The sequence below is a fragment of the Pseudoalteromonas luteoviolacea genome (assembly GCF_001696455.1).
Lineage (GTDB): Bacteria > Pseudomonadota > Gammaproteobacteria > Enterobacterales > Alteromonadaceae > Pseudoalteromonas > Pseudoalteromonas luteoviolacea_C.
The window spans coordinates 361,801-385,397 of record NZ_MAUJ01000004.1 but is presented as its reverse complement, the minus strand read 5'-3'; the positions used below and the strand labels follow the sequence as shown (position 1 = coordinate 385,397).

Genomic DNA, 23,597 nt, shown 5'->3' with positions numbered 1-23,597 from the left:
ATTGGTCCATTTCATATTTAAATTTACAAATGGGTATCAAGTTTTGTGTGATTGCGCGGTTTAGAAATGCGCTTGCTCAATCACTTGGCTATCTCACTTGATGAACAATTTTCTTATTTTTTTGACAGTTAGCCTGAAAAAATCGTATTTAATGCTTCTGAAAATACGATTTCATCTGCTCCGTTAAACTGCTCATAACTTGACGTTATAACCCAGTCACCCTGTTTTAAGCCCTTTACAACTTCTAGACTTTTCGGGTTTTGTTTTCCTGGTTGAATACTTACTTTTTCAGCTCGTTTGCCGTTGTCCTTTATTACATACAACCAGCGCCCTCCCGTGTGTTGGTAAAACCCGCCTTTGGGTATGACATTGGTAACACTTGTCTTGCTGAGATTTAAATCAATCTGTAACGACTGGCCGCGTTTAATGCCATCAGCTACGTCACCAACAAATTCCAAATCAATTTGGAAGACGTTATTTTTTACTTCGGGATAAATTTTGGTTACTCGCAGGTCATAGCTGCTGCCGTCAAAATCGAAGGCTCCTGTGAGGTCTGAAGACACTTTGGAGATGAAATATTGGTCAACGTCAGCCCTAACAACAAATTTTCCAAGTTTGTCGATTTGGCCAATTCGCGCCCCTCTTTGAAAACTTTGTCCTTTTTCGGCGCTCATGGAGGAGAGGAAACCGTCAATCGGTGCCCGAACGTTAAGGCTGTCACTAATTTGAGATAATACTTTTAGGCTTTGCTTTACTCGCATGATGGACTTGTCTACTTGATCGTTTTGCTGTTCGCGAAGTTGGTTTTCTCGCTCAATGCGTTCAAGTAGTAACTCGCGCTTGCCAATCAGGTAGTCCAGTTTGTCTTGGCTTGATTCAACATCTATTCTAGACACCTGTTTTTCATAACTTTTATTTAGGCTGATGAAGGTATTTAGCTCTCGTTTTTGCTCTTTGATCTCGTAATCCAAATCAAGGAGTTTGTCTTTGAGCAGTAATTTTTTCTCTGTGATAGCAATTTTTGTGTTGCGCAGGCGATCAAAGTTTTCTAGTACTCTGGCTTCGGAGTCAATAGTTTGTTTTTGTATCGTTGAGTTTGAGAAACTCAGGATTAACTCGCCTTTTTTAACCTTTTGACCACTTTCGATAAAGATGTCTTCTACAATACCACCTTCTTCCAAATCCAAGAAAACAGTATCTTCTGCTAGTACGACTCCACTTACTGGGGCAAATTCAGAGAACTGCTCTGAAGTGACTTGCGCAATGTCCAATCTACTCGGATCAACTTCGATACTACTGCCCCCCTTCGACTGACTTAGCATGCTGTAGGTGACAAGGGATAAAAGTGCCACTGACGAGACAAGCATAAATTGCCGTTTGCCTGTCCATTTTTTCTTAGTTATTTTTCGGTCCATGCTACTGAGCCTCCTTTATTACGATTTGTAAATTGCGCTCTGCAATCACGAAGGGTATGTGGATGATGAATTTTGCAAACATTCCGAAAACCATAACTGCTATGGCCAGTTCATAAGACACGGTAAATAAATATCCAAAAACCAAGAGACCTAGAGCTCGACCAGACGACATGATTACCATTTGAAATGCCATGCCTTTTCCTAGTTTATGCGGTGGAATGTTTTGGTGTAGAAAACTGGAAAAAAAAGCGCCATAAAAGCCAAAAGATATAAATATAATGAGGCACGCACTTGAAAAGAAAAGCAGTCTAGCTAATTGGTTTTCAATGAACAAAGCTTGAGCTTCCGGTAGCAAAAGGGCTAAGAACATAGATGAACCAACAAACATACCTATCATGCCAATAAACAGATTTTTGCTAGTACCTAGATTTCGAAGTTTTGGAATTAAAAAAACAGATAAAATGATACCAATCGCTGTGATTGATTCAACAATACCATATTCAATTTTAGCACCACTGAGGACTTTAATAATGATGAATGGCAACCCAATCACCAGAAAAGGAAACATAAAAAAGTGTGTTAGAAATCCATTTACACTTAATGAAATAACACGAGCATCTTGAGTATAAATCCGCCCCCCTTCATGTAACTCCGAAGAAAATAGTGCAAAAACTCCTCGTTGGGGATTTACCTCTTTTGGCTCGAATGTGTAGTCAAGTTGACGCTCCACAATGAACGAAACCATATAGCATAAAATCAGAATAAAAACAGTCGCTTCTATCCCATAAAACGAAAACAAAATAACACTAAGCGCAGGAGCAAAAACCGAAAAAGCGCGAGTAAGAGAGTTTTTTATACTATTGGTGTCCAGAATTTTCTCTCTTGGGACAACTTGCGGGATAATACTATTGACGGCAGCAACAGAAAAGACTTCAAGCGTAGATAATACGAATGAAACGCAATACAACAACCATATCATACCACTGTCAGGCACTATTTGAAGAGCAAGCAGAAATGCGACACTCATACATATCTTGATGCCATCTGAATAAATAATAATATTTTTTCGGTTATAACGATCGCATACTATACCTGCAATTATGCCGAAGATAATATACGGAACAGTACTAATTAGAAATGTTATTCCCAAATCCATTGCACTGCCAGTAATAGCCATTACTTGTAAAGCAACAGTGACCGTGAAAGAGACTGTAGAAAATAAAGATGTTATAGCACCCAACACTATAATCTTAATATTTTTATCTGACATTATGCCCGAGGCATATTTCATCAACAACATAAAAGCATCCTTTCTGCACTGCCTTAGGTTCCATCTACTGCCTTCAATAAAGGCTGGTAAAATAGAATAATCACAAAGAAACAAATAATTCAAGTGTTTTTAAAAACTTAAAATTAGCATTAATATAAACAGTGAATATTCCAAAATTTGGTATAATTAACAATTCAGAAAAGCTAGAAGCCTTATTAGTTTAGAATTTATTATTGACACCTACTTATATTCTTATTTATGGGAAGCTAAAAACCATTATAAAAAGTAAAATATATCGACCATAAGTAAATCTCATAGCGGCCTTTAAGATGAAATCTAATTCAATTCACCTAAATTACATGAATAGATTCCACACCGGTCCAATTGAAACAGGTGAAACCGTAATTCAACACCTCAATTTATCATTGAATCGATTTAAAATAGCGCATCTACAATTTCTTGAACCGTTCCCCGATTAAATTCCTCTCTACCTGTAACTCCCCCATAAACAGAAGCAGTTCATAAGTAGAATTTCTATCAATATAAGAAGGAAATTTTACGATGCGAAAAAGTAAGTTCACTGAAACACAGATCGTGGGCATGATCAAAGAAGCTGAATCTGGTGCGCCTGTACCAGAGATATGTCGTAAACACGGCGTTGGCCAAAGTACGTTTTATATGTGGCGTTCTAAATATGGTGGGATGGAAGCCTCTGATGTAAAACGTTTAAAAGAGCCTGAAGATGAAAACCGCAAGCTAAAAGATATAATTGCGACTCTCAGTTTAAAACACTCAATGCTCGAGGAAATCATCTCAAAAAAGCGTAAAAACAAGTAGACGCAGAGCTTGGGTCGAGCACTTACGAGCACGGTTTGAGGTTAGCGTAGCATTTGCTTGTAACGTAGCGGGTATAGGGCGAAGCGTTTATTACTATAAATGCAAGCGACCATTGGATGATGATGTGATTGATGCTTTGTTAGCGCTTGCTGAGCGGCACCCTAGGTGGGGCATGCCAAAGCTGTTTAAACGACTTAGGCATCACGGCAAAGTACGGAATAAAAAGCGTGTTGAGCGAGTGTATAACATGCTTACACTCAACCTTAAACGAAAAGGAAAACGCCGTGTACCAACACGCGCACCGAACAAACATAATGATTCGTGGTCGATGGATTTTATGAGCGAAACGCTCAACTACGGACATCGTTTTAGAACACTGAATATACTAGATGATTACAACCGCCAAGCATTAGCGATTCAGATCGATACAAGCCTCACTGCTGAACGAGTTATTCGGGTGTTGGAACGGGTCATTGCATGGCGCGGAAAACCAAAACAAATTCGAGTGGATAATGGTCCTGAATTTACATAGAGTGCTCTGGAAAATTGGGCTGCTGAAAAGTGCATAAAACTTAAGTTTATTAAACCAGATAGCCCATATCAGAACAGTTTTGTTGAGCGATTTAATCGCAGCTATCGAGAATGAAGTATTGGCTTTATATCTGTTTGAGTCACTTCAGCAGGTTCGTGATATGGCAGATAAATGGTTAGATATTTATAATTATGAATGGCCTCTCGATGCAATAGGAGATCAAACTCCAATGAGTTATCTTGAAGCAGCATAATTCTACTAATGAACTGTACTAAAGTTGGGGTAGTTACATTTGCACCTCAAAATTGGTTGAAATCAACCCCAAGGAAGGTTTACTTAAAACAGCAAGTGGCTGTATTTATAGAGTTGCCGATGAAGGTAAAAAAGCAACAGTTGAACTCTGCGATTTTGAATTACTTAGCAGTGGTTTCAGTCCTAAGAGAATAGAAACATTAAAAACGACATCACCTCTATGTTAACGTTTCTATATCCATAGTTAGAAAAATGTAAAACCCTATTAAGGCCTAACAGCAACTATTAGTTATAAAACTACGAGTATGCTGGGCAAACAAGGGGAGTAATTCCTTGTTTAATGCCAGTTTTCTTTGTTTAATTCCAAAAATCTCTGTTTACATTCGTCAAAACTAACTAACACACCTGCCCACATGCCCAGCCGCTTGACCACGCATATTGGAAGTTGTACCCGCCAAGCCAGCCGGTGACTTCGGTCACTTCACCAATAAAGTAGAGGCCTTTGGCTTTTTTCGCTTCAAAGGTTTTGGAACTCAGTTCATCGCTGTTAACACCGCCTAATGTAACTTCGGCGGTACGATAGCCTTCGGTGCCATTAGGTTTGATTTGCCAGTGACTTAATGTGCTGGCAATGGTGTCAATCTCGCCATGAGAAAGCTGGTTAGCAGGCTTATCTGGTACCGTATTTTCTGCGATTAATACATCCACAAAACGCTTAGGGAGTAGCTGACCCAGTAAATTTTTGACTGATTTTTGCCCTTGGTTTTGGCGCCAATCATGTAATAGCTCTGCAATGTGCGTGTCTGGAAGTAAATTGATACTCACAGCTTGCCCAGCTTCCCAAAATGAGGAGATCTGTAAAATAGCCGGACCGGATAGGCCACGGTGTGTAAATAAGATGTTTTCTCTAAACTGTGTGCCATCATCGCTTGTCACTAAGCTGTCTACACTGATCCCAGAAAGCCCTTCAAAACGTGCTTTGTCATGATCATGCAGCGTAAACGGCACCAATGCAGCGGTGGTAGGTAATAACTGTAAGCCAAATTGCTCCGCAATTTTATACCCAATTGGAGAGGCGCCCAGCTTTGGCATGGTGAGCCCGCCAGATGCCACCACCAAAGATTCACAGGTAAATGTATGATCAGAGGTTGTGACTATATATGTACCTTGTTCATCGCGGGACACTTTAAGTACTTCGTTACGTAAGAAGACTTCGACCCCAGCCCACTCGCACTCAGTCATTAGAATATCCACAATGTCTTGTGCACTGTTATCACAAAATAATTGACCAAGTGTTTTATGGTGATAAGCAAGCCCGTGACGGTCAACCAGTTCAATAAAATCATGCTGTGTGTAACGACTTAAACTGGACTTCACAAAGTGTGGATTTGCGCATAGGTAGTTTTCTGGGCGGGCATTTTCGTTGGTAAAATTGCAACGTCCACCACCACTAATGAGAATTTTTCTTCCCACTTTTTTACCCATATCAACGATGGCTACCTTGCGTCCACGATAGCCAGCTTGTGCCGCACACATTAATCCGGCCGCACCAGCACCGATGATCACTACGTCATATTGCAACATTGTATACTCTGAAACGAAAAACTTATGTCGCAATTATAACTATTTTTAAGCTTAAGGGGGAGTTTATAGTTCAAAAGACAATCAAAAAGACATATTTTTATCACTTTTTAGAATATGAGATAAATCATTTACAATCGTTTACATTATGAAATAGTTTATTCTTTAACCGGGAATATTTTGATAAAGTGTAATAAAAACATAATGATAATGAAATAATAAAGACTTTTATCCATCCCCTTATAACCAAAACAATAGTGTAAATAACAAAACAATACTTTCACACAAATCACACCAAGTTTACTTTTGTTAACCTCTTGGCGAGTAAAGGTTGCCAAGATAACAATAAGTAAAACAAGGGTAAAAAACATGACAACAGGAAATTTCAAATTAGCTGCTCTTTCAATGGCAGTAACAGGACTACTTTCTGCAAACGCGGCAATGGCATTACCAGAGCTGGCAAATATGCAAGCAGAACAATTTGGTCCAAACGTACCAAGCCAAGCACAACTCGCTCAAAAACTAGAATCACAAAGCGGGTTTGGCACTCAGTTCATCATCAAGTACAAAAACAACAACAACGACATCATGTCTATTTCAAGTGCAGACATGTCACCAGCAATGATGAACACACGCGCTCGTAGTTTCGTTAAAGGCTTCAACAGCAAACGTGCATCAGCTAAAGCACAGTACGTTCGCCCAATGGCGCTTTCAAACCACCACGTAATGCGCGCAGACAAAAAACTAAGTGCATCTGAAACACAAAAGTTCATGCAAGACATGATCGCATCAGGCAATGTTGAGCACATTGAAGTTGACCAAATGTTACAACCATTTGCGACACCGAACGATCCTAGCTACAGCTCACAGTGGCACTACTTTGAAGCAGCGGGCGGTATCAATGCACCAGCAGCTTGGGATAAAGCGACAGGTAGCGGCGTAGTAGTTGCGGTACTAGATACAGGTTACCGTCCTCACGCTGACTTAAACCCAAATATCCTGCCTGGTTATGACATGATCTCTAACCTATCTGTAGCGAATGACGGTGGCGGTCGTGATAGCGATGCACGTGACCCGGGTGATGCAACAACTCGCGGTGAGTGTGGTACAGACAGCCTAGGTAGACCAGTTCCTAGCAGCGACAGAGATTCAAGCTGGCACGGTACACACGTTGCGGGTACAGTTGCCGCTGTAACAAACAACGGTGAAGGTGTTGCGGGTGTTGCTTACGACTCTAAAGTTGTACCAGTTCGTGTACTAGGTAAATGTGGTGGTTTAACATCTGATATCGCAGATGGCATCATCTGGGCATCTGGTGGCTCAGTATCAGGTGTACCTGCAAACGCGAACCCAGCTGATGTAATCAACATGAGTTTAGGTGGCGGTGGTGCATGTAGTTCTACAACGCAAAGCGCAATCAACCAAGCACGTGCAAACGGCACTGTGGTTGTTATCGCAGCAGGTAACGACAACGACAACGCAAACAACTACAACCCAGGTAACTGTGCGGGCGTAGTAAACGTTGCATCAGTTGGTCGTAACGGTGGTCGTGCATACTACTCTAACTACGGTTCTTCAATCGATGTTGCAGCACCAGGTGGCGCACAAAGCTTTGCTAACGACCCTGAAGGTATCCTTTCAACTTACAACGCGGGTTCTACTACACCGACTACTGATAGCTACTCGTACTCACAAGGTACGTCAATGGCTGCACCTCACGTAGCGGGTATTGCGGCACTTATTAAGCAAGCTAAGCCAACAGCTACACCTGATGAAATCGAAACAATCCTAAAAGATACAACTCGTAGTTTCCCTGCGACATGCACTAACTGTGGTACTGGTATTGTAGATGCAAGTGCAGCGGTAGATATGGCACTTGGTAACGGTAATACAAACCCAGGTGACAACGCACTTGTTGACGGTGAAGCGAAAACAGGCCTAAGCGGTGCAAAAGATGCTGAAGCATTCTTCACATTCGAAACGCCTGCAAATGCTAGCAAAATCACCTTCACTATGAGCGGTGGCACAGGTGACGCAGATCTATACGTAAGAGCGGGTTCTAAGCCTACAACATCAACTTACGACTGTCGTCCATACGAAAGTGGTAACAACGAAGTATGTACAATTAACAATCCATCAGGTACTTACCATGTAATGATGCGCGGTTACTCTGCATACAGCGGTGTAAGCCTTGTTGCTAATGCAGAAACTTCTGGTACTACACAACCTGGTGGCCTAACTGAAAACAACCTTTCAGCATCAACAGGCAACTGGAGCCGTCACCAACTAACTGTACCAGCTGGCATGTCTAGCCTTACAGTAAAAATCTCTGGTGGCTCAGGTGATGCAGACCTTTATGTAAATCCAGGTGCTGCACCTTCTACTTCAACTTACCAATGTCGTCCTTACGAAAGTGGTAACGTTGAAACATGTACTATCACAAACCCAGCTGCTGGCGTTTGGCACTTCGGTGTAAGAGCGTACCGCACTTTCTCAGGTGTAACACTAGACGCTCAATACAAGTAATCCCCTATAACTTGTAGTAAATGTGGGCCGAACATTGTTCGGCCCTTTTTTGTGCGTACGGTTTAGCGTGATATCAAGGTCGCTGGCTGTGACTGTTACACCCCGTAAATAGATCCGCATTAATTAATGGGACTCATACCTTTTACAGGTTACATTGCTCATATCATTGCAAGCAGTATCACGTTTAGGGCCGTTTGATCATTACCCGATTATGGCGCTGTATTCTCAATACATAAAAAAAGGCCAAACAAACGTTTGGCCTTTCGCTTACTCTCACGTTAATACTTACAAGCCTAGACTGTCTCTGATCTGAGCCATTTGCTGCTCTAAGCTTTGCTGAATTTGTTGGATTTGCTGGTTGGAACTGCTGACCTGCTGCTTCATTGATGCCATCGAACTACTGAAACTGTCTACCAATTTGGTTTGCTGATTTGACAGCGCCATCGCATCAGCTGCAACTTGGCTTGCACCTTGAGCGCGCTCGGCAACGCCTTCAGAGTTACGTTTCAATTCCTGTGCATGTTCTGTTTGTTGCTGTGCCTCGGATGCCAGCGCACTGATCTGATTAGATACCTTGCTTGAGTTGTCACTTAAAATATTCAGCTGCTCGTTAATATCCGTCAACGACTCTTGCGTTTGACGAGCTAGCTTTCTGACTTCATCGGCAACGACCGCAAAACCCCTACCATGCTCTCCTGCCCGAGCAGATTCAATCGCGGCATTTAATGCTAATAGGTTGGTTTGCTCTGCAATGGTATGGATCATTTCAATCACCTTGCCCACATCTTCGACACCTACAAGCAGTTCATTTAAGCTACTCAACCCCTGCTCGACACGCTGCTGTGTACTGGAGCTGGCCTTTAACATCGACTCTGCAAACCCAACGCTTTGTGTCATCGCATTAAAGGTGTCACTGGCGTTGTCCGCTACTTGCTGATTGATATTGCTCGCTTCGCCACCAATGACTTTGATTTCTTCGAGTTGCGTTTGATTGTGTTCAACCTGTTCATAGGTGTTTTCAGACTGATGTCCAATACTGGCCAAGTTTCGATTCATCCCCTGCATAAAGTCGTTAATGACTTGCAGCATTTGCTCACGTTCTTGCGCTTCTGTACGCTGCCTTTCAATGAGCTGGTTAAAGTACTGGGCAATTTCACCCACTTCGGTATTGGCACGTTTACATTTTATCTGCTTCAGCTCATTGCTTTCGATTAAAAACGCAAATCCGTCCCGCAAGTTACGCAGTGGTGTAAGCACTTGACTAAACTGCACCCAATACATACCACCAGCTAGGAGTACGAGTAACCCAATCGCGGCACCAAATATCGTAAACACCTGAGATTTAACGGCAACTTGCTCACTCTTTAACTGCTCTCCCGCTTCTAGCATCAGAGCGGAAAGCTGTTTGATGTCATCTCTAAGTGCGGTAATACCCTGCTGCCTTTGCTGTGCTTGCACAATTGTGTTTTGTAAATCACGGCTAAATCGATTTGGCCAACTTGTCAGTTCAGCCTTTATTTCCTGCGCTAAGTCTTCAGGCTCTTCCCCTAAGAACAGCTCGTCTTCATCAATTTCGGTCATCACACCCAAGTCATCTAAGCGCTCTATTTGGCGCGCAAGTTCCTGAAGTCGATTAAGCGATTGATTCAAGCTTTGCTGGGTTGGTTTATCATAGTGAAGCACCAGCTGGTAGGTATAGATACTTAAATTCGTTGTCTCAAAATAATAGTCTGACGCTAAAGAGTAATAGCGTTGACTGAGTTCATGACCATTCGCATCTGCGACATAATTCATTAAAGAGGATGCTGAGCCCGCCATTTGTCTCAAGGCGTTATCAAGCAACGCTAACTCGTTACCAGACAGCTTACCCAAGGCTCGATATTTACCTTGAATATCTGCATCTAGCGCATCTAATTGCTGCACCATACTCGACATAACATCAGATGAAATTTCAGAAAGATGCACACGCTTGATGGTGCTAATCTGTTCACTGGCTTGGTTTAAATACTGGCTATCTCCTGCACTTAAATAGTCTTCAATCGTGCCTGCGAGGTCAATCAACACCGTATTTTTTAACTGCGTATACGCACTGTCCTGTTGATCCAACTTGCTAAATACTTGGCTTGCCCAAAATAAAGTTACCGCAAGAATGATACTGGCTGTCGCTAATAAAATAGCAAGCAACCGGGTGAAAGACGAAACACGCATATGTACTACAGGCCTTATCAGTTGATTTCGGCGCTAGACTATTAATGTTTTATGACAGTTTGATGTAAATTGGTTAGTTCCTGTCCAGCCAAGTGAAAAAGCATACTTTTTACGTATGCTTTTTGTGTACAACTTTGACAGTTTTTTGAAACTTGTATGTGATTGCAATTAAGAATTGAGTTTTTGGCGTCCTCATGCCATTACTTCATGGCCGCATTAACGTACACATCAAAGCGGTTTTTCTTTGTGGTGATCTGCATACTGGGTGTCTGCTCATTTAAAAATGGCGCGTAATCAGGCCTTTTAACCACCACGCGTTTTGTCGCAAGCGCTGTTGCAAAGGGCAATAGTGCGTCGGCATCATTATCTGCCCCCACTAAAGATTGGAACACCCGCATTTCTTTTTTAACTTGTGCCGACTTTTCACGATGTGGAAACATCGGGTCTAAATACACCACATCTGGTTTTGATGATGCATCGCTGGCAGCTTGTTCAAGCAACTCATGACTTGAGCCAAATGCAATGGCCATATTTTCTGACATCCAGTCACCAATTTCAGGGTCTTGGTAAGCGCGTTGCAACCCGTCGTATAACAGAGCAGCCACAACTGGGTGCCTCTCATGCATAAGCACTTTACAACCCAACGATGCCAATACAAACGCATCGCGACCCAACCCTGCCGTGGCATCTAACACGACAGGTGTCACGCCCTTATTTAAACCAACTGCTTTGGCAATCGCTTGCCCTTTACCACCACCAAATTTACGCCGATGCGCGCTCGCTCCGGTTACAAAGTCAACTCGAATCGCACCTAACTTAGGCTCATCTTTTTTAAACAGCTGTAAGCCGTCTTCATCGTAAACAAGCCGAAAATCTTTATCGAGCTCAGTCAACGCATCCAGTTTAAAACGCTGAGTTAAGTCATCTAGGTAAGTGCGGTTTTCAGTAAATGGCGTATGAATGTACAACTGCAGACTCCTGTTGTTTAAGCCTGCAGAGTATAACGTTTAATGAGGTAAAAAAGAATGCACCAGCCCGGTGATGCTAAAACAGTTCAATATCTGTTTGAGCTGGGACTTCTTCTTCGCCCCAAGGTTTCGCCATTTGATTGAGGCTTTGAATAAGCTCCTGACGTACTTGCGTTATTTCCCCCAGTTTATAGCGAATAATTGAAAACTCGTCATTCACAAAGGCAAAGTGCTCACAAAGGCTTTCCATCGATGCTTTGTATTCCTCTCCTAACGCGGCTTTTACATCATCTTCTTTAATGAACGCTTCTAACTCAGAAACTTTAGTGCCATACACTTCCCCAATGCAGCTCAGTTGCTCACTCAGTTGAGCAAAAGCCAAGCCGATTTCTTCCACCTTGTTGAGCGCAACCTCGCTTACTTCCATGTCTTTAATTTTGGCATTGGTTGCCTCCAATATATGGGGGAGTAAATCCTTGAACCGACCATAAAGTGCAGGATCGTCAGTGGGCATATTTTTAATAAGCAAAGATACTTTTGGATAATTGATAATGGTTCGCCGGCCAAAATCCACAAAGCGACTCCCCTCTTTATTGGTTTCCAATAGTTCTTGCTCTATGGGCTGGATAGCCCCTTCTTGAGAGAAAAACACAGCTTGATTGTGATACCAAAAAGCCAGTGCCACTTCTAAATTGAGTGGCGTAAAAAACTCTAGGAAGTACTCCGATAACGTGCTTAAGTCATGCGCATGATATGACTGACCCACATAGCGCATAATACGCCCCATATCGCCAGAATCTGTCATGGCAATTTCAGCGGTAATTTGCGCCCGTTGCATATCTTGTTTGAGTGTCACCGACTGACGTCGATAGTCATCTAACACTTTTATTCGTGCTAGTAACTCAGACCCTTCAAACGGCTTTACAATGTAATCTGCTGCGCCTGCATTGTAGCCCCGCATTCGCTCACTGATGTCCCCTTTCGAAGACAAAAACATCACGGGTATATCAACGGTGTGCTCGCCGCTTTTTAGCCGCTCACAAACTTCAAAACCAGACATTCCGGGCATTTCAACGTCAAGTAAGATAATATCTGGCTGATATTTTATCGCTAACCTTAAGCCCTGCTCACCATTTTTCGCATGGATCAATTTACAGTTTTGAGATAGTGACTGCTCGATAACATGGTGGATCAGCTTGTCATCGTCAATGGCAAGCACTAAGTTGGTCATATGGCTTTCCCTACAAGATCAGGTCTTTACCAAAGCATAGACGGAAACGCTTATTTTGCGAGTGCAAAAACAACAAAGCGCCCATTCGGACGCTTTGATATATCAATTAATGATTTAGCTAATTTATTAGGCTGCTTTATCTATACCGCTGTGGCGAAGCAAGGCATCAACCTGAGGTGCGCGCCCTCTAAAGCGCTGGAACAAAGTCATCGGCTCTTCAGACCCGCCCATCTCCAGTATATTTTCTAGGAAGGAACGACCCGTTTGGGCATTGAAAATACCCTCTTCTTCAAAGCGTGAAAAGGCATCTGCTGAGAGCACTTCCGCCCATTTGTAAGAGTAGTATCCTGCACTGTACCCGCCTGCAAAAATATGGCTAAACCCATGCTGAAAGCGATTGAATTCAGGCGCTTTGACCACTGCTGTTTGCGCACGAACTCGATCTAAAGTCGCTTGTATCTGACAAGGCTGTGCAGCGTCGTAATCCGCATGAATATGGAAGTCAAATAGTGATAGTTCAATTTGCCTAAGCATCATCATCGCTGACTGGTAGTTTTTCGCAGCCAGTAACTTGTCTAATAGCTCTTTCGGCAGTGGTTCGCCAGTCTCATAATGGCCTGAAATAAAGTTCAACGCCTCCACTTCATAACACCAGTTTTCTAGGAACTGACTCGGTAATTCAACAGCATCCCAAGCAACTCCATTAATACCTGAAACAGCAGGTGCATCAACTTGCGTCAACATGTGGTGAATGCCATGACCAAACTCATGGAATAACGTCGTTACTTCATGGTGGGTAAATAATGCAGGCTTGTCCCCTACGGCTTTATTAAAGTTACACACTAAATATGCAACTGGTGTTTGCAGCGTGCCGCTTTCAGATACTCTTCGGACTCTACAGTCATCCATCCATGCGCCACCGCGTTTATGTTCACGTGCATAAAGGTCTAAATAGAAGTTGCCACGTAATGTTCCCTGTTCATCGTGGATCGCAAAAAAGCGCACATCTTCATGGTACGTATCAAACTCTTTTAATTCCGTCACGGAAATACCAAATAAACGGTTGACCGTTTCAAACAACCCACTTAGCACTTTGTCTGCTGGAAAATAAGGGCGCAATTGCTCATCAGAAATCGCATATTTAGCTTGCTTTAATTTCTCGCCATAATAGCCATAATCCCACGCTTCCAGCTGAGTCACTTGATGTTGCTCTTTCGCAAATGCTTTTAGCTCAGCAACCTCTTTTTGAGCTTGTGGCTTAGATGCTTTTGCCAAATCATTTAAAAATTCGAAGACCTGTGCAGGAGATTCTGCCATTTTCGTTGCCAAAGAATGCTCTGCATAATTATCAAACCCAAGTAATTGCGCAATTTCATGACGCAAAGCTAACTTTTCTGTCATCAACGCTGAGTTATCGAATTGGTTTGCATTAGGGCCTTGATCTGAGGCACGCGTAACATAAGCTCGATACATTTGCTCACGCATAGAGCGATTATCCGCATACGTCATAACAGGTAAATAAGAAGGAATATCCAACGTAAACACCCACCCCTCAAGCTCTTTACTCTGTGCAGTATGGGCTGCCAGCGCTAAGGCTGACTCCGGTAACCCACCCAGATCGGCTTCATCTGTTACATGCAGGTGCCAAGCTTGTGTGGCATCCATCACATTGTTGCCAAACTTTGAACCTAGCTCTGAAAGTCGTGCACTGATTTCACCATACCGTTTTTGACCGGCTTCATCTAATGCAATACCGGATAATTTAAAGTCTCTTAAAGCATTCGTAATGGTTTTTTGCTGTGCCGATGACAACTTATCGAATTCACTGCTTTGTTGAATAGACAAGTAGCCCTGATACAGGCCCTGGTGTTGACCAGTGTAGGTTGAATATTCAGAGATCAGCGGTAAACACTCTTCATAGGCTTGCCTTAATTCTTCACTGTTTACCACATAGTTCATATGAGACACAGGTGACCACATTTTAGAAAGCTTATCGTCCGCTTCTTCAAAAGGCAGAACAAAGTTATCCCAAGTAAACTGCTCCTGATCCACAATACGATCAATGGTGTCGCGGCAGTGCTCAATGGCTGCTTTTAGGGCTGGTACAATATGCTCTGGCTTGATTTTTGAAAACGGTGGTAATCCTTCTGAACCGATTAATGGGTTACTCATAATGTCTCTCTTCAATTTTTTATTTCCCAATTTAACTTGAAATAAGGGCTAATAGCGCAAATACAAGTAAAACTTACTAACCTAGTTGAAAGTAATGATGTATTTTATCTGTCACCTTAAGACTAGTTCAGCGAATTCTAAAGAGGAAAAATTATGGCTCAACATTTTGACTACATTGCCATCGGTGGTGGCAGTGGCGGCATCGCATCAGCTAATCGTGCGGCAATGCGTGGCGCTAAAGTCGCACTTGTCGAAGCAAAGCATATGGGTGGCACGTGTGTAAACGTAGGGTGCGTGCCTAAAAAAGTTATGTGGCACGGTGCTCAGGTTGCTGAAGCCATCAAGCTTTATGCACCAGACTACGGCTTTGATGTTGAGCTAAAGAACTTTAACTGGGCCAAATTAGTGGAAAGTCGAGAGGCTTACATTGGTCGTATTCATCAAGGTTACAATAAATACCTTGCCAGTAATGGCGTGACAGTCATAAACGGATTTGCCAAATTCATCGACAACAAAACCATTGAAGTCAATGGCGAGCAATATACAGCGGATCATATCTGTATTGCTGTTGGCGGCCGTCCAAGTGTGCCAAATATCCCTGGCGCTGAGCATGGCATTGATTCAAATGGCTTCTTTGAATTGAACGAGCAGCCCCGCCGTGTTGCGGTTATTGGCGCAGGTTACATCGCGGTTGAACTCGCCGGTGTACTACATAGCTTGGGCACTGAAACCCACTTATTTGTGCGTAAACATGCGCCACTCCGTAACTTTGACCCTATGGTCGTTGAAACACTGACTGAAGTGATGGAGAAAGAGGGGCCAACGCTACATACCCATGCAACACCAAAAGAGCTTGTGAAAGAAGCTGATGGTTCAGTAACACTACACCTTGAAAACGGCGAGTCACACACGGTTGACCAAGTAATTTGGGCAATTGGCCGCGAGCCAGTAACAGACAAAATCAATTTAGCCGCAACCGATGTCAAAATCACGGATAAAGGCTATGTAAAAGTAGACGAGTGGCAAAATACATCTGTGTCTGGTATTTATGCGCTGGGCGATATCATGGAAGGCGGTATTGAATTAACGCCAGTGGCTGTAAAAGCAGGTCGTATGCTTGCTGAGCGCCTATTTAACCCAGAATTACCAAATGCAAAAATGGACTACAACCTTGTACCAACCGTTGTGTTCAGCCACCCACCAATTGGCACGATTGGGCTTACTGAACCAGAAGCGATTGCAGAGTATGGCGAAGACAACGTTAAAGTGTACAACTCTACTTTCGCAGCTATGTACACGGCAGTGACGCAACACCGTCAACCTTGCAGAATGAAGCTGGTTTGCGCAGGCCCAGAAGAAAAAATTGTAGGCTTACACGGTATTGGTTTCGCGGTTGATGAAATGATCCAAGGCTTTGGTGTTGCCATGAAAATGGGCGCAACCAAAGCCGACTTTGACTCAGTAGTCGCCATTCACCCAACAGGCTCTGAAGAGTTTGTGACTATGAGGTAATCGTTTACCCAATTATTAGGGGCTATGTAAAAAGCATAGCCCTGTACATAGTAGAATTTCATCAGACTCTTTTAGTTTCCCCAGCCTAAATTAGACAAATCCGATTCTGGCCACAATACTCATACAAACATTGATGTAATGTAAGTACTTATGAAAGCATTGTGGATTGCCAGTTTGGTGTATATATGGATTTGTGCGCAGACAGTTCATGCCCAAACTTATAGGCATAAATTATTGGTATCAGCACACCCTCTCGAGCCATTTGTTATTACCCACCAAGGAGAAGTGCAAAGTGGGTTTGTCGTTGATATCTTTCATGAGCTGGAGCAAATGCTTGGCCGCCAACATTCTGTCCAAATAGGCTCTTTTGCGCGTAGTATTAAGATTTTAGAGAAAGGCTCCAAAGTTGTCAGTGCCCGATACCGCCAAACCATTGTGTACCATCGCGCCCATTTGGTTGTCGCACAAACGCCTGCAAGGCTCGAACGCTTTAAGTGGGTGGGCCCTTTGCTATTCGACGGTCCTGTCCTCTATCAAAAGTCAAAAGACACACGAGAGTTTAATAGTTTAGAAGATGTGAAGCAGAGTGAGGTGACTTGTATCACGCAACACAAAGTGCGGGACTCTGAATTATATGCGCAACACAACATCCCTTATCATGAAACACAGAGCCAAGTGCGGGCGATTCAGCTAATGCTCCAGCCGAGAAGCCGCTTTGATTGTACAATGTTATCACTGATGAATACCCGTGAAGTCCTCAGCTTGGCCGGACACCCTTTATCACATCTCAAGGCGATGAATATTCAATTGCCAGCCCAAGGCGTATACATGGCTTTTTCATTAGAGACCCCAGACGAGATTATCGCTAAGTGGCAAAGTGCACTTGAGCAACTCAATAAAACAGGCAAACGGCTTGAAATTATCCAGCGCTATGTGCCCTTTTATACCGCTGAACTCGAAGAGAAACTGCGCCAGTCTGTTCAGCCAGAGCTTCAAGAAGAGCAAGAATAATTAATCATCCCTAATTTAGTTACAACTAAAACATTTTTCTTCTCTCACATTTTCATTGCGCTGCCAAAAAACGCATCTCGGTTGATTATTCTGACACCAAAAATGATGCCTGCCTTTATCTATGCAAGGTTAAAAGTTACAATACTAATCATTAGAGCTCTAAATTTATTAGCGCTTTATGTTTTGAAATGGGAGCCATAGTTGATGGTATAAGGTCGCACATTACTGCCAGTACTTCTCACTACAATGCCCACCACCACAAAACAAATTTATTTGTGATCTAATAATTAGAGTTTCACTATGAAAAAAGACAACTCGTCTCTAAATTTACCCGTTTTTTATACTTCCTCAGCCGTCGTATTGGCACTCGTTATTTTTGCCGTACTCAGTCCAGCGACTGCTTCCTCCCTATTTTCATTCACTCAGTCAGCCATCACTCAAAACGCGAGCTGGTTTTACGTGTTAACGGTGGCCATTATTTTAGGCCTAGTCGTGTATCTGAGTATGTCCCGATTTGGCGAAATAAAGCTTGGACCAGATCACTCAGACCCCGACTATAGCTTTTCCACTTGGTTGGCGATGCTCTTTGCCGCCGGCATGGGTATTGGACTGATGTTTTTTGGGGTTGCAGAGCCTGTGATGCATTTCGTCTCTCCGCCATCACAAGAGAGTGGCTCTCTGGAAGCAATTAAAGAAGCAATGAAGATCACATTCTTTCATTGGGGTTTTCACGCTTGGGCAATTTACGCTATCGTTGCGATGATCCTCGCTTACTTTAGTTACCGTCATAATTTACCCTTAACCCTGCGCTCCGCACTCTACCCGATAATTGGCGATAGAATAAATGGCTGGGCAGGCCATGCTGTAGATATATTCGCAGTCGTGGGAACCGTATTTGGTGTCGCCACCTCCCTTGGCTTGGGCGCCGCGCAAGTCAACTCTGGACTGGCCTATCTGTTTTCTTTTGAGGTTTCAACGCTCAACCAAGTCTTAATCATGCTTGGTATCACCGCATTGGCCTCTATTTCAGTGGCTACTGGACTAGATAAAGGCATTAAAATCCTCTCTCAAACCAATATGGTTTTGGCCGTCGTGCTATTGGCGTTGATATTTTTTATCGGCCCTAGCGTGTTTTTACTTCAAGCCTATGTACAAAATGTCGGTGAATACCTTTCTGATATTGTTTCAACTACGTTCAATTTATTTGCCTATGAAAAGAAAGATTGGATAGGTGGTTGGACTATTTTTTATTGGGGCTGGTGGCTAGCTTGGGCACCTTTTGTCGGGTTGTTTATCGCCCGAATTTCTAAAGGACGCACGATTCGTGAATTTGTAATTGGTGTGACATGTATTCCAACGGCCTTTACCTTACTGTGGATGACTATTTTTGGCAATTCAGCTCTGGCGATGATTTTTGAGCAGGGGTTAACCAACATATCACAAATGGTCAGTAATAATTCGGCCGTCGCTTTATTTGTATTTTTAGAAAACTATCCGTTGTCGCAAATGCTGATTGGTCTATCAATCATCATGATTGTGGTGTTCTTTGTCACCTCTTGTGACTCGGGCGCAATGGTCATAGATATGCTGTGTTCTAATGGCAATAATGACACACCTCTGTGGCAAAGGTTATTTTGGTCTATTGGCGTTGGGATAGTTGCAGCCGCTTTAAGCCTTGCTGGCGGATTAGATGCGCTACAAACGTTGACCATAGTGAGCGCTCTGCCCTTTTCTATTGTGCTACTGGTTGCCTGCTACGGCCTAATTAGCGCCCTCAGGGTAGACGATGCCAAACGCAGCGCACAAACCATGCCTATGACGTTTGAAAACCAAGTAAATGACGAGCAAACTTGGCAAGAGAGTTTGGCGCTACTTATCGCGACACCAGCGAAAGGTAAAGTCGACAAGTTTATCTTGAAAGAAGTCAAACCCGCTCTAAAGAAAATCAAAGACGAGTTTGAAAATAATCAGGTAGACGCTGAGGTGAAAGTACATAATTCGGCTGTTATTCTTACTGTTCACCATGGCGATGAACACGACTTTGTATACGGTGTGTATAAAAATAAGCGCCTGCAGCCAGATTTTACCCAAAGCGATGTCACCGATAGTGACTCTTATTACTGTGCAGAAGTGCATCTCAGCGAAGGTGGGCAAAATTACGATATAATGGGCTGGTCGGAAACCGCAATTATTAATGATGTACTTTCACAGTACCAAAAGCATCTACACTTTTTGAATGTGCTACGCGAGTAGCACATTTATTTACCGGACTCGTTCTGACTCATCGGGGCAATTTCTAACACGGGTGCGGCGTCTAACTCATTGGCGTCCATCATAGTTGCAATACGTTGCATCGAAGACAGTAATAGTGACTGCTCCCACTCCTCTAATTCACAAAAGTTCTGAATGAAGTGTTCTTGCAAAGGCTGGGGCGCATCAATCAACAGCCCCTTTCCCTGCGGGGATAAAAACAAGCTAACACGCCTTTTATCTTGCGAGCTCCTTACACGCTCAACAAGCCCCCTGCTTTCTAATCGGTCCAAAATATTGGTCACCGTCGCAGCACTTAAATTCACATTTTTCGCAATTTGACTGGCTGTTACCCCTTTTACTCGCGCAATTTCTTGCATGATTAAGAGTTGTGGCCCAGTCAAACCCGACGATTTATTCAAATGCTTAGAATGTAGATCAATCGCCCGAATGACTTTTCTTATCGATACTAAGAGTTCTTCGTATTTTTCCATTTTTTATGACCAATAAATACAGCAACAACCGCAGTATAATCACAATCGTTAACTTGAGCTATCAATCAATCCATTCAAAGCGCTAACCTTGCGAAAAGGCCTCTGCGAGCTTGTCTAAAAAGGCAAAAAGCATCTCGTTCATTTGTGCATAATCATGACCTGCAAGTTCTTCTGGCTTTTGCACAAAACGCTGGTGGTGTGCTTCGCTAAAGTCTTCATGTTGACTCAGAAGCTTAACGAGATCGGTGGTCAATTCCATATGACATTGAAAACCAAAGACCCACTTTTGGTATTGTACAATTTGTCTTGGACAGCCTTCACTGTAAGCTAATACTTTAGCCTCAGGTGCCAGGCCAGGCATGTCGCTGTGCCAGTGTCCAACTTCAAGCTGCTCTCCAAAGTGGCTTACTAAAGCGTGCGATTTAGCGGCTTCTGTCAGATGGATGGGGAACTTGCCAATTTCTCTTTCAGGACTCGGTTGATGGCGCGCGCCCAACGCCTCACCAATTAGCTGAGCGCCCAAACACACGCCAATGACTAACTTATTTGCGTCTATGAACTGCCTGATTAAACGCTGCTCTGCAATAGAATCGAAATGAGGGCACTGAGCAGGTGTGGTCGCTGGGCTTTGCGGCCCGCCCATTACCACCAGCATATCAATCCCTTCTGAACTACTTGGTAAGCTATCACCTTGATACATATGGGAGTAACTCACCTGATACTGCGCTTGCAATGCCCACTGTTCAAAGGCCCCCGGCGCCTCAAAATACTCATGAATAACAAAATGAAGGTGCATACCTGCCTTAAACCTTTTCAAATTAAATATGTGTTTATCGTATAACAATTCGCAATGGCTTAATTTAAACTATAAGACATAAAACATATGAAATCCGCCAACTCATGGATGCAAACACCCTCATTAATCTCAACGTACACAAACAGCTTGTCGCCAAATCTATCAACATGCCAGCTGGCTACCTTGATGACTATCATCAACACCCTTGGCATCAAGTCATTTTTCCTGTCTCTGGTTTACTCCAATCTGATATCGGAGACCTTAGTATGGTGGTGCCACACAATGCGCTATTATTCATTCCGGCAGGGACATCACATAAGTCGGTGGCAGTAACACAAACGGAGTTTGTTGCGCTCTATCTGAATCCAACCGCCAAAGCTCCCTTTTGCCGAACGCTAAAATCTTGCCTCGTCACGCCCTTTTTTAAGGAGCTGGTGTTACTGTTACTCAAGACAGCAGATGAACTCGACAATCGCGCCATTTCAAATTTACTGCGGGTTTTAAATGATCAAATCAAGTCCGCTGCCAATTATGAAATCCCCCTTTTAAAACCCACAGATAGACGAATTTTGGCGATTTTCGAGCAGCTTATTGAGCAACCAGCGACACAACTCACATTGGTTAAATGGGCGCAGCAAGTCGGTGCTTCCGAGCGCACATTGAGCCGTTTGTTCGCCAAAGAATTCAATCAGTCATTCAGTGCTTGGCGTCAGCATTTGAGGCTCGTACTGTCGTTAGAGCTGCTCACAACACCCCGCTCAATACAAGACATTGCGCTTAGTCTTGGCTTTGCGTCAGATGCCGCTTACATCCAAGCATTTAAAGCACTTTTCCTTAGTACACCACACAAATATCGTAATAGTGTACTGCAAGCAAAAACGACGTAACGCTCTGGTTGTACTAATATCCAACGGTAAATTTTCCGCCCAAAAACTGTGGGGATTGCGCTTCATCTAACAATGCAACCGCAAAGTCTTGCCAAGAAATATGCGATTTCCCTTGCTTGTCAATTAACAGCTCTCCATCACTGATTCTAAATTGTCCAGTGCGTGCTCCTGGGCCAATTAATGCGGATGGGCTCATATAGGTCCAATTTTGGTTTCTATGTGAGACGCAGTGTTGAAACTGCTCATAGCAAGCCTGTGCAATATTTTTCCACGCAGGGGGAACAAATGCTTCGTCATCAAGGACCAATTGACCATTCGTGTCAGGAACCGTTAGGCAAGCAGCTCCGCCAACAAGGAGCAATCGAGTACGCGTTTCGTCAAGCCCTTCTAATAACGCATCAGCAATGCCGACTAATTGCTTTTCTTGGCCTTCTGAAGGCCTTGTTGCACTAATCACGAGATCTTGGCCTTGGCTCAGCCGAATAACATCAGAGATATTACTCACGTCTGCCACCTCAACATCTACCGTGGCAGGCAACAACGCCGCTTTCGCAGCACTGCGGGTTACAGCAGTGACATGATGGCCTCGTTTGAGCGCTTCTGCGACCACAACTTGACCTATGTTACCTGTTGCACCAAATACTGTAATACGCATATGTTTCTCCTGTATGTGTGTTGCGCTTTACTAGGTGCTTACTTTAAATACATTGGCCCCAAGTTAAATTAACCGAGGTTTAGTCACTGAGTTTTTTCTTTTTGTGCGTAATAAACCTAGGTTCATTACAGTCCTTGGTTTACGCCTTAAACTTGCTCTCACTATTTCGTCAATAAAGAGCCCCCATGAATCACACTCAAATAACACAGCAATATTTAGCCGATCTAGGGTTAACGAATTGCCCGCTCGATCTCGAGTTTTTAAACCAGCTGCAACGAAAGCACATTGCCAAATACAGTTTTAACAGCATCTCTGTCTTACTCAATCAACCCATGCCTTTGGATTTGCCGCACCTGTATAATAAACTCGTTGCTAAGCAAAATGGCGGATACTGCTTTGAGCACAACAAGTTGGTATACATCGTATTACAGCACCTTGGATTTAAGGTAAAACGCCTGTTGGCCAAAGTGGTTTATAACCGCGATATTGATGTACCAAGAACCCATAGAGCGACTTTAATCACCTTTGAAGGTGCAGATTATCTTTTGGACGCTGGCTTTGGCCCTCAAGGCGCTTTTTATCCGTTAAAGCTTGAGTTAGATACCCCACAACAGCAAGAGAATGAGACCTTTCAAATAAGCCAAAAAAACCAGCAAGAGTATCACTTTCAAGTGCTAAAAAATGGCGAGTTCTTTACCTTATATACCTTTGATTTGAATAATTACACAGAATCTGATTGCGACCTCAGTCACTTTTACTCCCACAAGCACCCAGAAGCCGCTTTTGTGAAAAACTTGGTAGTGAGTAGAAAAACACTCGATACGACATACTCCCTCAGAAATGGTCAATACCACCATATCACTCATAAACATACAGAAATCACCCCTATTACCTGTGAAAAACAGCTCCACCAGCTACTCAATCAGCAGTTTAATCTCAACTTAGACATTGCAGTTTCTACTTACTTATTTAGCAAGTTTGCAAAACCCGAGAATTAAAA

16 protein-coding genes and 1 pseudogene are annotated in these 23,597 nt (G+C 43.1%); 7 read left to right on the top strand and 10 right to left on the bottom strand.

Translation table 11 applies throughout. The features are described 5' to 3' along the window. Window positions 1-128: 128 nt before the first annotated feature. Together A7985_RS14650 and A7985_RS14645 are read right to left on the bottom strand one after the other, a co-directional pair. Window positions 129-1,415, bottom strand: a complete 1,287-nt coding sequence (locus tag A7985_RS14650; RefSeq protein ID WP_065791202.1) for an efflux RND transporter periplasmic adaptor subunit — start codon at window positions 1,413-1,415, stop codon at window positions 129-131. A gap of 1 nt (window position 1,416) precedes the next feature. Beyond that, window positions 1,417-2,715, bottom strand: coding sequence for an MFS transporter (locus A7985_RS14645; protein WP_065791201.1), 1,299 nt, complete (start codon window positions 2,713-2,715; stop codon window positions 1,417-1,419). A gap of 531 nt (window positions 2,716-3,246) precedes the next feature. Between A7985_RS14645 and A7985_RS14635 the strand changes: the two are divergent. After that, window positions 3,247-4,307, top strand: a pseudogene (locus A7985_RS14635) (IS3 family transposase). A 395-nt stretch (window positions 4,308-4,702) separates the two neighbouring features. Here A7985_RS14635 and A7985_RS14625 read toward each other — a convergent pair. Beyond that, window positions 4,703-5,890, bottom strand: coding sequence for an NAD(P)/FAD-dependent oxidoreductase (locus A7985_RS14625; RefSeq protein WP_065791198.1), 1,188 nt, complete (start codon window positions 5,888-5,890; stop codon window positions 4,703-4,705). A gap of 366 nt (window positions 5,891-6,256) precedes the next feature. Between A7985_RS14625 and A7985_RS14615 the strand changes: the two genes are divergently transcribed. Continuing rightward, window positions 6,257-8,413: a S8 family peptidase gene (locus A7985_RS14615; RefSeq protein WP_065791196.1), complete on the top strand. Its 2,157-nt coding sequence runs from the start codon at window positions 6,257-6,259 to the stop codon at window positions 8,411-8,413. 285 nt (window positions 8,414-8,698) lie between these two features. On the opposite strand, the gene A7985_RS14610 is transcribed toward A7985_RS14615, so the two are convergent. The 4 genes from A7985_RS14610 to prlC all read right to left on the bottom strand — a co-directional run bounded on the left by A7985_RS14610 (window position 8,699) and on the right by prlC (window position 14,992). After that, window positions 8,699-10,621, bottom strand: coding sequence for a methyl-accepting chemotaxis protein (locus A7985_RS14610; RefSeq protein ID WP_065791195.1), 1,923 nt, complete (start codon window positions 10,619-10,621; stop codon window positions 8,699-8,701). A 200-nt stretch (window positions 10,622-10,821) separates the two neighbouring features. Beyond that, window positions 10,822-11,589 carry a class I SAM-dependent methyltransferase gene (locus tag A7985_RS14605; RefSeq protein ID WP_065791194.1) on the bottom strand — a complete coding sequence of 256 codons (768 nt, stop codon included), beginning with the start codon at window positions 11,587-11,589 and terminating at the stop codon, window positions 10,822-10,824. Between the two features lie 76 nt (window positions 11,590-11,665). Beyond that, entirely contained in the window at window positions 11,666-12,820 is a 1,155-nt protein-coding gene (locus A7985_RS14600; RefSeq protein WP_065791193.1) for a response regulator transcription factor, read from the bottom strand. 126 nt (window positions 12,821-12,946) lie between these two features. Next, complete coding sequence (gene prlC / locus A7985_RS14595) at window positions 12,947-14,992, bottom strand: oligopeptidase A (protein WP_065791192.1); 2,046 nt, start codon at window positions 14,990-14,992, stop codon at window positions 12,947-12,949. 153 nt (window positions 14,993-15,145) lie between these two features. Between prlC and gorA the strand changes: the two genes are divergently transcribed. The 3 genes from gorA to A7985_RS14580 all read left to right on the top strand — a co-directional run bounded on the left by gorA (window position 15,146) and on the right by A7985_RS14580 (window position 19,768). Then, the gene (gene gorA / locus A7985_RS14590; RefSeq protein ID WP_065791191.1) at window positions 15,146-16,504 is read left to right on the top strand and encodes a glutathione-disulfide reductase; all 1,359 of its coding nucleotides are present in this window, start codon (window positions 15,146-15,148) and stop codon (window positions 16,502-16,504) included. Between the two features lie 150 nt (window positions 16,505-16,654). Next, window positions 16,655-17,515: a substrate-binding periplasmic protein gene (locus tag A7985_RS14585; protein WP_065791190.1), complete on the top strand. Its 861-nt coding sequence runs from the start codon at window positions 16,655-16,657 to the stop codon at window positions 17,513-17,515. Between the two features lie 300 nt (window positions 17,516-17,815). Further along, window positions 17,816-19,768, top strand: a complete 1,953-nt coding sequence (locus tag A7985_RS14580) for a BCCT family transporter (protein ID WP_065791189.1) — start codon at window positions 17,816-17,818, stop codon at window positions 19,766-19,768. Between the two features lie 5 nt (window positions 19,769-19,773). On the opposite strand, the gene A7985_RS14575 is transcribed toward A7985_RS14580, so the two are convergent. Next, a complete protein-coding gene (locus tag A7985_RS14575) occupies window positions 19,774-20,259 on the bottom strand; it encodes a MarR family winged helix-turn-helix transcriptional regulator (RefSeq protein ID WP_065791188.1) in 486 nt (161 codons plus the stop codon). A gap of 82 nt (window positions 20,260-20,341) precedes the next feature. Continuing rightward, entirely contained in the window at window positions 20,342-21,055 is a 714-nt protein-coding gene (locus tag A7985_RS14570; RefSeq protein ID WP_065791187.1) for a glutamine amidotransferase-related protein, read from the bottom strand. Between the two features lie 104 nt (window positions 21,056-21,159). On the opposite strand from A7985_RS14570, the gene A7985_RS14565 reads away from it, so the two are divergent. After that, window positions 21,160-21,942 carry an AraC family transcriptional regulator gene (locus tag A7985_RS14565; protein ID WP_065791186.1) on the top strand — a complete coding sequence of 261 codons (783 nt, stop codon included), beginning with the start codon at window positions 21,160-21,162 and terminating at the stop codon, window positions 21,940-21,942. 13 nt (window positions 21,943-21,955) lie between these two features. On the opposite strand, the gene A7985_RS14560 is transcribed toward A7985_RS14565, so the two are convergent. Next, on the bottom strand, window positions 21,956-22,597 hold the full coding sequence (locus A7985_RS14560; protein ID WP_065791185.1) for an NAD(P)-dependent oxidoreductase: 642 nt from the start codon (window positions 22,595-22,597) through the stop codon (window positions 21,956-21,958). Window positions 22,598-22,782: 185 nt separating this feature from the next. Between A7985_RS14560 and A7985_RS14555 the strand changes: the two genes are divergently transcribed. After that, window positions 22,783-23,595 carry an arylamine N-acetyltransferase family protein gene (locus A7985_RS14555; RefSeq protein ID WP_065791184.1) on the top strand — a complete coding sequence of 271 codons (813 nt, stop codon included), beginning with the start codon at window positions 22,783-22,785 and terminating at the stop codon, window positions 23,593-23,595. The last annotated feature ends 2 nt before the right edge of the window (window positions 23,596-23,597 follow it).